Here is a 10553-nt window from a genome sequence, read left to right on the forward strand (position 1 = left end):
ACCAGGGGTTCCTGGGAGCGGGCCTTTTGGTTTGTCAGGACAATCTCCAGATCTTGCTAACACCTCTGCTAACACAGGCCCTCGTCACTCACCGATCGCCTCGGCGAAGACGTCGGCGGCTGATGCTTCGGCCTCGCGGATCACGTGGGCGTAGACCCGAAGGGTGATCGACGGGTCAGCGTGTCCGAGGCGGGCCGCGACGACGTGGACGGGAACGCCCGCCAGGAGCAGGATCGTGGCGTGGATATGGCGTAGGTCGTGAAGCCGTGCGTGGGGCAACGGTGTGCCGAGGTTCGCCAGGTTGTATCGCTTGATCAGGATCGGGAAGAGCGAGCTCAGCGTGTCGGGGTGAACGGGCTCGCCCCATCCCGTGGTGAACACGTAGTCGCCGGTGCCTCGCCACTCGGGGCCGAGTTGGAGCTTGTCCGCGGCTTGCTGAGACCGCTGCGCACGGAAGACCTGGACCGTCCGCGCATCGAGGCTGACGACGCGCTTACGACCGCTCTTGGTGGTGCCCTCGACGCGCTTGCCGTCGATGAACGAGGCCGAGCCGCGGATGGTGATCTGCCTATCTTCAAGGTCGACATCGGACCAGCGCAGATGAAGCAGCTCACCACGCCGAGCACCCGTGTAGGCCGCGACATGGAAGAAGGGCCAGAGGCGGTGATCGCGAGCAGCGAGGAGGAACGTCTTGAGCTGGTCCGTGGTCCAAACCGTGCCGGGCTCGCTGATCTCCCGTCGCGGGCGCTTGGCCTTCTCCACCGGACTGGACGACAGGATCTCATCGACGTTCATGGCGTCACGGAATGCCTTCCGAAGCACGGCGTGGACGTAATCGACCGTGCGTGAGGAGAGCGGCCGCCCATTCTTGCCGCCGCCGGCCCTCAGATCCCGGTACAGCTTGGTGATCGCGGTAGCCCGAACGGCCTGCAACCGCAGCGTGCCAATGTTGGGCTTGATGTATCTCTCGATGATGTGTCGGTAGTCGGCGAGGGTCTTGGGCTTGATCTCGACGGCGTGCGCCTCGATCCACTCATCGAGGTACTCGCAGACGGTGATCGTATTGCGGTCGACGTACTCGCCACGGCGGGCCTTGACCCGTGCTTCGTCACGAGCGGCCTTGGCATCGTCCTCGCAGGTGAAGCCGCCAACCCATCGCGGCTTGCTCTCCCCTGTCTCAGGGTCGCGGACCCTGATCACGTACGACCAGGTGGTGCCGCGCTTCATGACGCCGTCACGAAGCTTGGGTGCCTTCTTCTTGCGCGGCTGCTCGTCCGGCGTGCCGATATAGGTCTTGGTCATACGGCAACCTCCTTCCTGGTCAGGCGGGTGATGTAGTCGTTAAGGGCCGTGATGGGGATGCGGCGAGAGCCGTCGATGCGGATGGAAGCGACGGCGCCGGTAGCGAGCAGTTGGTAGAGCTTGCTTCGTGAGATAGCCAGGGCTTCGGCGGCTTCGGGAACCGTGAGGAGTAGCCGAGTCATGAGCGGCTTCCTGCGTACTCGAACGTCGCCGATGGCGTTCCAGTGAGGGCGGCGACGAGGAGCGCGTCTCCCAGGGAGTGGCCCTTGCCCGCGTACTCCCATTCGCTGATGACGAGGACTGCGTCTTCGGCGAAGAGCGGGAGGCGGCCGGTGGTGATCTCGCTTGCTCGGGCGTGGTGTTCGCGGTCGGCTCGGATGTCGCCGAGCGTGGTGGAGTAGCGGCGAGAGCGGGTTGAGAAGTGGCCGCGGAAGCCGAGCATGTGGGCCCAGTCTGCGAGGCGGAGTTCGGCGAGGTCGGGTTGGGTGCCGAGTTCCATGCAGGTGGTGATGAGGCGGCGGGCGTGGTCGCGGAGGTTGTACAGGGTCAGGTCGTCGAGGGGGTTGATGCGGCGGTCCAGGGTGCCGACGCATTCGGCGGCTTTGGTGGCGTACTTGGCGATGTAGCCGGCGACGGCTTGGTCGGTGAGGTCGCCGTGCAGGGTGATGGGGCGGATGTCGAGTTGGGTGCCCCAGCGCAGGACTCGTTCGGGCTGGTCGGCGTAGGTGGGAGCTTTGGCGGTGACGGCTTTGGCGGCGTGCTGGATGGCCTGGGTCAGGGCGTCGGTGGTGGCCCAGGATGGCGGAGGTGTGGCAGGGCCGCCGGGGCCGTCGAGGCGGATGACGGCGTGGAAGTGGACGACGCCGCGGCGCTGGTATTCGGCGACTTTGGCGAAGGAGAGGGTGAGGTGGTGGCGGAGGTCCTTGAGGAGGAGGCCGCCGAGTTTGGCGAGGTGGCGGCGTACGGAGTCGGCGAAGCGTTTCCACAGCAGTGGGGCCAGGGCGTTGAACAGGACGGAGCCGGTGTAGTCGTAGCAGTTGGGGCAGAGTGGTTCGCCGAGGCGTGGGTCGTCCTTGCTGTGGCGTTGGGTGCAGGACATGACTTGGCCGTGTGGGCAGGTGGTGGCGTTGCGGCGGGCGTGGCAGGGCTGGGCCTTGCCGTGGTGTTCGCGGCGGGTGTGGACCGGGCCGAAGGACGGGGCGGTCAGGGTGATGAACAAGGTTGGGTGGGTGGTGACGGTCTCGGGGACGCCCTTGCCGCCGACGAGGCCGGCGCGGATGAGGTGGTAGGTGTCAGCGCGGTAGGTCTCGGCACAGGACGGGCAGCGGGTGGCCCGGCGGGTCTTGCACGGGACGCGCAGGATGCCGTCAGGTTCGGTGCGGGTGGTGTAGCGGTGCAGGAGTTGGCCGGTGGCGCGGTCGTAGTGGTCGACCTTGCCGCGGAGGTGGATGGGCTGACGGCAGCCGCCCGTGGCGCGAATCTGATTGGCCCAGCGGTCGTAATCGGGGTGGTTGAGTCGGGCGATCATGCCCGCTTTGGCGTGCGCGGTGGCGTGGGTTGTGGGCAAGATGGAGACCTCCTTTCGCTCGTTCGGGTGAAGGGATGGCCCTCGACCTGGCAGTCGTCTTGGCGGATGTGCGGCCAGGCCGGGGGCGCTGCGCGTTATGCGCCGTGGTTGTCGATGCCGTTGCCGTCGCAGTCGAGGCAGCGGGCGTCGTCGGAGTCGATTCCGGTGCCGTTGCAGGTGCAGCAGCGGTAGTGGATCACCTCGTCCATCGGGTCACTTCCTGTCGCGGGCGGTCGTGAGGTAGATGCGCCAGTGGTACGGGCGGGTGCGGTCGGGGTAGGCGCGTGAGACGCCGATGACGGTGAAGTGCAGGCGTAGGCGGAACAGGGCGTCGACGATCTCGGCTCGGGTGCCGTCGATGCGGATGCGCATGGTCGGATCCTCATCTGGTCAGGTGGCTGGCGTGGGGTCGGATTGGATGCAGCCGCGGTAGCTGGCTTCGGCGGCGTGGCGGGCGCGGGCGGCAGCCAGGATGGCGACGGCGCGGTATTCCACCGGGCCGAACAGGCGCGAGGTGGCGTAGTGGCCGTACGGGGAGTCCTCGTAGTCGATGTCCGAGCCGACGAGGGCGGCGATCTGGTCGATCTCGGCGCGCTGGTCGGCGTCGCCGGCCTGGTCGGTGAAGTGGTGGACGGTGACGCTGGAGGAGACGGGTACGTCGGGATGGGCTTCCAGGAAGGCGGCCAGGTCGAGCAGGCCGTTGATGAGGGCGGTGCGGCGGTCGTGGGTCATGGGTCGGTTCTCCCTTCAGGCGGTGCGTAGAGTGCGCAGCAGATCGGAGGCGAGTTGGTTGGACACGCCCAGGTGGGCGCGTAGGGCGTCTCGGGTGATGGGCTTGCCGTGCCGGGTGTGGTGTTCGTCGGCCACACGGCGGGCGTAGTCGATCAGGGCGGGCGCGAGGTCGCTGTCCCGCTCGTCGTCCTCGTCCCGAACTTGGGACGGGACGAGTTCCGGAGCCGAGGACGAAGCCAGGACGGGCGAGGACGCCACGGCAGTGGACGGTTCCGGGCGGGTGGCGCGGCGTTCCAGCATTGAGACGGCGATGAGGAAGGCGGCGGCCGGAGTCGCGGCGGTGATCCAGCCCCAGACGGTCGGGTCGGCTTGGGCGAGGTTCGCGGCCAGGGACAGGACGATGCCGCCGGTCAGGACGAGGACGGGCCACGAGAGCCGACCCCGCCGGCGGTTGCCGGTCCTCTTGTCGCGCTGACGTTCGCGGGCGGCCATCACGCAGGTCAGGTCGATGCAGACCGCGACCGCCCAGGACATCCAGCCGGTCTGGCCGTGCTCGATAGCGGTGTCGCGAATGTGGGTGAACGATCCGGCACCCGCGATGGCGGCCAGGACGAGGACCGGGCCGGTGTCGAGCAGCCAGCAGGCGAAGCGTCGCATCGTTCCTCCCTTCGTGGTTCAGGCGTTGATGGGTTCGGGCAGGTGGGCGGTGATCTCATCCCAGGCAGGGGTGAGGTGGGCGTGAGTACGGGCGGCGTGTTCGGCGGCTTGCTCGGTGACGTAGTAGGAGCGGGCGCGGTACCACTGGCCGTCCTGACCGGCGACGATGGCGACGCCCGGCGTTTCGGCGGGGATGGCACGAGCCGAGGCGAGGGCCGCCGGGTCGAGGTCGCCGAGCGTCATGGTGGCGGTCTCGGGATCGTTGACGCGGTGGCAGATCCGTCCCGAGCACTGGGCGCGGAGAGCGGTGACACCGGGTCCGAGGTCGGAGCCGATGCGCTGGCCGCAGCAGAACAGGTAGATGCCGAACGCCCGACCGAGCTGGGCGACCCGCAGCAGCGCCGTCGAGGTCTTGGCGATCTCGTCCTTCTCGGACTTGTCGGCCATCAGGTACAGCTCGGCCAGCTCGTCGACCAGGGCCACGACTGGGACCGGTCGCACGCCGGGCGGGAGCTGCCAGATGTTGCGGGCGCCGGCCTGGCGGCACAGTCCCATGCGATCGACCATCAGGCCGACCAGGTCATCCAGCAGCCCACCGGACTCGGCGCGCGAGGTGGCCAGCGCGGACAGGCGTGGTCCATAGGGCGTGAACTCCACCCCGCCTTTGAGGTCGAAGCCCACCAGGGCCACGGGTTGTGGAGCCAGCCCGACGATCAGGGCGTTGGCGAGGTTCGACTTGCCGGACTGCGTCGCGCCCGCGTTCAGCCAGTGCGGCACGGTACGGAAGTCGATGGTCCAGGGCTTGCCCGTCTCCAGCCGTCCCACCGTGACCTTGAGCAGTTCCGGTGAGGGCGGCAGCTCGTCGACCTTGACCAGCGGGTCGCGCATGGTGGCCATGAGGACGACGCGGCCGGGACCGGGTGAGGAGACGCGGATGGCGTGGACGCCCCAGGAGTGGGCCAGGCGTTCGGCGACGTCGGCGTAATCGCCGGGCGTCTGGCCCTCCAGGGTGTGCAGGGTGACGCGCCAGCCGTGCCGGGTAGGCAGCGGCAGCCACATGAACGGCTTGGTATCCACGGCGATGCGCTGCCACCTGCGCCGGACACGGACGATGCCCGTCGAGGCGACCAGGCCGGGGACGGTGGTGAACCAGAAGCGCTGCCGCTTCTTGGTCAGCCCACAGCCGAGGGCGACCCGCCGCCACGACGCCCGTACCGACAGGCCGACGAGCGGGAAGCCGAGCACGAGCCAGAAGGACGGGTAGTGGTAGCGGCGCCAGGCCCACAGCCCGGCCGCGACGGCGGCCAGGGCTGCAAGCATGTACGGCGCGTCAGGCATCGATGGCCTCCCTGGCGGGGAGCAGCGCCGAGGCGCGGTAGGCGATGCCCCATCGGCCGGCGATCTCCCAGACGTAGCCGAGCAGGCCGACGGCGTTGACCTGGTCGCCGACGCTGATGGGCGGTTCGCCGGTGATGCCGATCTTGACGAGTTCCATCCGGCCGAACTCGTCCTCGACGGAGACGGTGACCTCGTAGACGGTGTTGCCGTTCTTGTCGGTCTTGATCTCGCCGGTGTCCCTGTTGAGCACCCGCGGTCGCGGTGCCTTGACGCAGGTGATGGCGAGCTTGCCGACATCCACAGGAATCGGGATGGAACGCATGGGCTGTGACCTCCTCTTTCATCGTTCACCAACATAGTTAACCTAGTTGGCTTGGTTGTCAACGTCCTCTCGGTTGGCTTGGTCGATGTTTCGTGGTGTGATGGACGGCGATGGTCAAGAACACCGGGCGCCCCGGCTACCTCCAGATCGCCGACGATCTCCGCGAGCAGATCCAAGGCGGCTCTCTCGCGCCCGGTGCCCCGCTGCCATCCACGGCGCAACTCGCCGAGCGGTACGACGCCTCGCTGAGCGTGGTGAAGATGGCCGTCGGCATCCTGCGCAACGAGGGCCTGGTGATCGGCCAGCAGGGCAAGGGCGTGTTCGTCCGGGAGACGGAGGAGCGCCCCGCCGGCGACGAGCAGGCCGACGTGGCCGAGCTGCGCGCCGCCGTACGGGACTTGTCGGTTCGCCTCGCGAAGGTCGAGGAGCAGTTGGCTACGTCCACGTCACGCCATCCCGGACGTAGCAGCCGGTGACCTTCCGGGCCAGCGAGGCCGAAGCCCCGCCGGGGTGCCGGCGCAGGCTCAGGGCCTTGTCCTGGCGACGGATGCCGACCAGGACCATGACGTAGCCGACGAGCAGGGTCGTGCTCAACAGAGCGGCGACGATCAGCGGGAGCCAGCTCACGTCCAGCTCACCCCCATCGCGAACGCGCCGCGGGGGTTGCGCGGGGGACGCCTGGTCTCGGTCCGTCGCCGGTTACGCCGGTTCCGGGCCCGCTCCTTACGCGCCCACCGGCTCCGCGCCAGGCACTTGGAGCACTGGGTCTGCCCCTCGGTCAGGGCGTTGCCGCAGTCGCACGAGGGCGTCTCGGCGGGGATGGTGATCTCGTTGTTCATGGGTGCATCTCCTCCTTCGATCGCTGCCGTTGTGGCGTTGTGCAACCGAGGATGCGACGCAGTGTTAGGACGAGATCACTACACGACGGGACATGTTCAAGACGTCCGGCCTACGATGTCCAGGTCCCCGGACGTCCTTGGGAGCAGGTGAGATGGCGAACGAACGGCTACGCGCTGCGCTGTTGCAGAAGGGCGTGAGCGTCGCGGACCTGGCCGAGGCGATTGAGGTGGATCCAAAGACCGTCGAACGGTGGATCACCAAGGGACGCGAGCCGTACCGTAAGCACCGGTTTGCCACGGCTTCGTACCTCGGTGTGGACGAGACGTACCTGTGGCCGCAGGCCCTCTCGCGGGAACAGGTGGTCGCCGCGTCCGAGAGCGAGGTCCTGGCGATCTATCCACACCGCTGGGCCGTACCGCGGGACGCGTGGGGACGTCTGTTCACTGCCGCGTCCCAGGACATCGGCGTCCTGGTCTACAGCGGATTGTTCCTCGCCGACGACGCCGCGATGGTCCGTCTGCTGGGGGAGAAGGCGCAGGCGGGCGTGCGGGTCCGTGTCCTACTCGGCGACCCCGGCTGCGCCGAAGTCGCTCAGCGAGGAGAGGACGAGGGCGTCGGCGACAGCATGGCCGCGCAGATCCGTAGCGCGCTGATCTTCTACCGGCCGCTTCTGCCCCTGGACAACTTCGAGCTCCGCCTCCATCAGACGATCCTTTACAACTCGATCTATCAGGCTGACGGCGACTACCTGGTCAACATGCACGTGTACGGCACCCGCGCAGGGAACGCACCTGTACTGCATCTGCGAAGGGTGGCCGGCGGGGAGATGGTGACCACCTACGCCGACAGCTTCGAGAAGGTATGGGCGCAAGCGACCCCGGTGGAGCTCTGATCATGGCCAAGCGGATCGACTTCTACGACGACCCCGACGCGCCCGAGCCGAACAGCCTGGTTCCGTCCGTCAACGTCATCGTCATCAACGCGGCCGGGGACGTCCTGATGATCCGCCGCAGCGACAACGACAACTGGGCCGTGCCCGGCGGCGCAATCGACCTCGGCGAGTCCATCCCCGCGGCGGCCATCCGGGAGACGTACGAGGAAACCGGCATCACCTGCGAGATCACCGGCCTGGTCGGCACCTACAGCGACCCCCGGCACGTGATCCTCTACACCTCCAACCGCGAGGCCCGACAGGAGTTCTCCATCGTCCTGACCGGCCGCGCGGTCGAGGGTGAGCCGACTCCGAGCGAGGAATCCCGAGAGGTCAGCTGGGTGCCCCGGAGCGAGATCGCGTCCCTGCCGATGGACCGGTCGATGCGCATGCGGATCGACCACTACCTAACCGGCGTCGGCCTGCCGCACATCGGATAGCGCTGCCTCCACCGACCGCACCGAGGACACGATGCACGGGGTGGCGTCCGTGATCGACCGGCTGACCACATGCTCAGGACCGTACCGCGAATGGATCTCGGCCAGCCGGTCGGTAACGTCCACATGCTGGCCGTCCGGACCGGTGGTCATGTCGCAGTAGGTGAGCGCCCTCGCCAAGTCCGGCGCTTCCTGGTCGAACTCCTTGGCCAACACATCGAACAGGTCACGCTGCCGGGCCTCGTTGTCCGCACACGAGTGGTAGGCCACCAGGCGGCACAGCCGCCCATCCGCCCCGGCGACGTCGCGAAGGTACCGAGCGCCGTCGAGCTGATGCATGCCCGTGTCGACCAGGTCCGGGGCGTACCCTATGTCGTGCAGCAGCGCAGCGGCAATCAAGGTGTCAGCCTCTTCCCTGAGGAGTGGCGTCAGGGACGCAGCTCGCTCAGCGACTCCCTGGGTATGCGCCCAGCGGCGAGGCAAAGTCGTCTCCAGCAGCTCTTTGGCCAGGCCATAGGCCCAATCGACATGCTCCACGTTGTTCACCTTAGACAGACCGCATATGGGCTGATCTAGGGGCACATGTGGACGTCCCAGGACGTCTCATCCTCGAACGAACCGGCCCCGCCCATGCTCGACCACGACCAACCCTTCACGCTCCAGAAGGTCGAGCGCCCGCCGCACCGTGTCCCGCGAAGCCTCGTACCGCTGCCGCAGCTCCTTCTCGCTCCGCAACACAGCCCCCACCGCGAGGGCCCCGCTCTCGATCTGAGCGCGGAGCTCAGAGGCGATCACCTCATAGCGGTACGCGGTGTCCGCCCGCGGCCCCGGCACCACGCGGCCTTTCGAGGGAACCGTGACGATGACCCCCTCCTGCTCCAGGATGGCCAGGCCACGCCTGAGCGTGTTCCTAGCCACCCGAAACTCCGCGCACAACTCAGCCTCGGACGGCAGCGAACCGCCCGCCGGATATCGACCGGCAACGACCCGCGCCCGCAGCCGCTCTGCGATCTGGGTGTAGACAGCACCGCCCGTCAACCACGGAGATTCGTCCACAGCCATGCCGTCAGGCACGCCGATACGCATCAGAGATCAGACCCAGATCGATGCGCAGCTCCGCCTGCTCACCCGCGCGCCAGCCGTTCCGGGCGACCCGCTCAACCCGGTCGATGGCAGCCTCCAGATTGAGGCAACTGGTCCGCTCGTCGGGCTGATCACCCCAATAGAACCAGTAGAACGGGACGTTGACGTAGACCTTGCGGATCCGAGAGCGGCGATCCTGGACGCACAACTCAGGACGTCCATCCTCGGCCGCCATCAAGACGGCCGCGATACCCCGAGGTCGTAGCCCGTTCCCCAGCTCCGTCAGCAGACGCTGCTGATAAGCGAGGCTCTGTGCTCGGCCGCTTTGCATGTGTTCCGTCCCTTCGGTGGCTCTTCCGGCCCCACGAGCATCGGCCAGGCACCCGGAACCTCTACACCACAACTAGGGGACGTCTAGGGACGTCTCATGTTAACGTCGCAGGCAACGACGGTTCCCTCACAGGAGCGGCGGCCCCCATGAACGACCACTTGCGCAACGCGATGCTCGCAGCCCGCATCACCCCGACCGACGTCGCGGCAGCCCTCACCGTGGATCCCAAGACCGTCCACCGCTGGCTCCAGGGCCGCATCCCCTACCCACGCCACCGCTGGGCCATCGCCGACCTCCTCCAGGTCCACGAAGCCGACCTGTGGCCGCAGGTAGCCCAACAACACCTCGCCCTGGCCGGCGGCGTACGCGCCGTCTACCCCCACCGCTGGGCCGTCCCCCAGAGCGCCTGGCACGCCCTCTTCCAGGGCGCGACCGAGGAGATCGACATCCTCACCTACAGCGGCCTGTTCCTCCCGGAAGACGGCAAAATCCTCGACACCCTCACCGCTCGCGCCCGAGCAGGCGTCAAGATCCGAATCCTCCTCGGCGACCCCGAGAGCCCCCAGGTCGCCAGACGCGGCACTGACGAAGGCATCGGCCCCGAAGTCATGGCCGCCCGCATCAAGAACGCCCTAACCCTCTACCGCCGGCTACACGACGCCCCCAACGTAGAGATCCGCCTCCACCGAACCGTCCTCTACAACTCCATCTTCCGCGCAGACAACGAACTCCTGGTCAACCTCCACGCCTACGCCACCCCAGCCGCCGAAGCCCCCGTAATGCACCTCCACCACAAGGAGGAGCAGGGCACAGCGGCGGTCTACCTCACAAGCTTCGTACACGTCTGGGCCACTGCTGTGCCTCACAACAACGAGAGCTGACCAGGGCACCGGACACAGGGCACCGGACAGTCCCGAAAGCAACTTCTCTACACGTCATCAAGGGCGGCCCGCTGCGCGACCCGCCGGGCGCACTGGCCGGTCAGCGTGCCCGGCTGCGGCTCTTCGGCCGGT

At 67.7% G+C, this 10553-nt stretch carries 17 protein-coding genes; 4 read left to right on the forward strand and 13 right to left on the reverse strand.

Annotated elements, in window-relative coordinates:
- Positions 1–84: 84 nt before the first annotated feature.
- The 8 genes from AB0J76_RS03480 to AB0J76_RS03515 form a co-directional block, all read right to left on the reverse strand.
- Positions 85–1302, reverse strand: a complete 1218-nt coding sequence (locus AB0J76_RS03480; RefSeq protein WP_352318136.1) for a site-specific integrase — start codon at positions 1300–1302, stop codon at positions 85–87.
- On the reverse strand, positions 1299–1484 hold the full coding sequence (locus AB0J76_RS03485; RefSeq protein WP_352318138.1) for a helix-turn-helix domain-containing protein: 186 nt from the start codon (positions 1482–1484) through the stop codon (positions 1299–1301). Before AB0J76_RS03485 ends, AB0J76_RS03480 begins: the two co-directional genes overlap by 4 nt.
- Complete coding sequence (locus AB0J76_RS03490) at positions 1481–2869, reverse strand: replication initiator (RefSeq protein WP_352318140.1); 1389 nt, start codon at positions 2867–2869, stop codon at positions 1481–1483. The genes AB0J76_RS03485 and AB0J76_RS03490 overlap by 4 nt, the downstream gene beginning before the upstream one ends.
- 213 nt (positions 2870–3082) lie before the next feature.
- Entirely contained in the window at positions 3083–3241 is a 159-nt protein-coding gene (locus AB0J76_RS03495; RefSeq protein ID WP_189651145.1) for a hypothetical protein, read from the reverse strand.
- A gap of 18 nt (positions 3242–3259) precedes the next feature.
- Positions 3260–3601: a hypothetical protein gene (locus tag AB0J76_RS03500; protein ID WP_352318142.1), complete on the reverse strand. Its 342-nt coding sequence runs from the start codon at positions 3599–3601 to the stop codon at positions 3260–3262.
- Between the two features lie 15 nt (positions 3602–3616).
- Positions 3617–4258 (reverse strand): DUF2637 domain-containing protein, encoded by a 642-nt coding sequence (locus AB0J76_RS03505; protein ID WP_352318144.1) that lies wholly within the window; start codon positions 4256–4258, stop codon positions 3617–3619.
- An 18-nt stretch (positions 4259–4276) separates the two neighbouring features.
- Complete coding sequence (locus tag AB0J76_RS03510; RefSeq protein ID WP_352318146.1) at positions 4277–5596, reverse strand: FtsK/SpoIIIE domain-containing protein; 1320 nt, start codon at positions 5594–5596, stop codon at positions 4277–4279.
- Positions 5589–5918, reverse strand: a complete 330-nt coding sequence (locus tag AB0J76_RS03515) for a hypothetical protein (protein ID WP_352318148.1) — start codon at positions 5916–5918, stop codon at positions 5589–5591. The genes AB0J76_RS03510 and AB0J76_RS03515 overlap by 8 nt, the downstream gene beginning before the upstream one ends.
- Positions 5919–6028: 110 nt before the next feature.
- Between AB0J76_RS03515 and AB0J76_RS03520 the strand changes: the two genes are divergently transcribed.
- A complete protein-coding gene (locus tag AB0J76_RS03520; RefSeq protein ID WP_352318150.1) occupies positions 6029–6394 on the forward strand; it encodes a winged helix-turn-helix domain-containing protein in 366 nt (121 codons plus the stop codon).
- Here the strand turns inward: AB0J76_RS03520 and AB0J76_RS03525 are convergent.
- Positions 6354–6545: a hypothetical protein gene (locus tag AB0J76_RS03525; RefSeq protein WP_352318151.1), complete on the reverse strand. Its 192-nt coding sequence runs from the start codon at positions 6543–6545 to the stop codon at positions 6354–6356. The genes AB0J76_RS03520 and AB0J76_RS03525 overlap by 41 nt on opposite strands.
- A complete protein-coding gene (locus AB0J76_RS03530) occupies positions 6542–6757 on the reverse strand; it encodes a hypothetical protein (protein WP_352318153.1) in 216 nt (71 codons plus the stop codon). The genes AB0J76_RS03525 and AB0J76_RS03530 overlap by 4 nt, the downstream gene beginning before the upstream one ends.
- A 152-nt stretch (positions 6758–6909) precedes the next feature.
- On the opposite strand from AB0J76_RS03530, the gene AB0J76_RS03535 reads away from it, so the two are divergent.
- Both AB0J76_RS03535 and AB0J76_RS03540 read left to right on the forward strand, forming a co-directional pair.
- Positions 6910–7650: a helix-turn-helix transcriptional regulator gene (locus AB0J76_RS03535; protein WP_352318155.1), complete on the forward strand. Its 741-nt coding sequence runs from the start codon at positions 6910–6912 to the stop codon at positions 7648–7650.
- A gap of 2 nt (positions 7651–7652) precedes the next feature.
- A complete protein-coding gene (locus AB0J76_RS03540) occupies positions 7653–8129 on the forward strand; it encodes an NUDIX domain-containing protein (RefSeq protein WP_352318157.1) in 477 nt (158 codons plus the stop codon).
- Here the strand turns inward: AB0J76_RS03540 and AB0J76_RS03545 are convergent.
- The 3 genes from AB0J76_RS03545 to AB0J76_RS03555 form a co-directional block, all read right to left on the reverse strand.
- Positions 8097–8663, reverse strand: a complete 567-nt coding sequence (locus tag AB0J76_RS03545) for an HD domain-containing protein (protein WP_364388641.1) — start codon at positions 8661–8663, stop codon at positions 8097–8099. The two genes, AB0J76_RS03540 and AB0J76_RS03545, sit on opposite strands and share 33 nt — an antisense overlap.
- Positions 8664–8729: 66 nt before the next feature.
- On the reverse strand, positions 8730–9212 hold the full coding sequence (locus AB0J76_RS03550; RefSeq protein WP_352318161.1) for a GntR family transcriptional regulator: 483 nt from the start codon (positions 9210–9212) through the stop codon (positions 8730–8732).
- The gene (locus tag AB0J76_RS03555; protein ID WP_352318163.1) at positions 9193–9447 is read right to left on the reverse strand and encodes a hypothetical protein; all 255 of its coding nucleotides are present in this window, start codon (positions 9445–9447) and stop codon (positions 9193–9195) included. Before AB0J76_RS03555 ends, AB0J76_RS03550 begins: the two co-directional genes overlap by 20 nt.
- Before the next feature lie 239 nt (positions 9448–9686).
- On the opposite strand from AB0J76_RS03555, the gene AB0J76_RS03560 reads away from it, so the two are divergent.
- On the forward strand, positions 9687–10421 hold the full coding sequence (locus AB0J76_RS03560; protein WP_352318165.1) for an XRE family transcriptional regulator: 735 nt from the start codon (positions 9687–9689) through the stop codon (positions 10419–10421).
- The last annotated feature ends 132 nt before the right edge of the window (positions 10422–10553 follow it).

Source organism: Nonomuraea sp. NPDC049624 (assembly GCF_040675255.1).
Taxonomy (GTDB): domain Bacteria; phylum Actinomycetota; class Actinomycetes; order Streptosporangiales; family Streptosporangiaceae; genus Nonomuraea.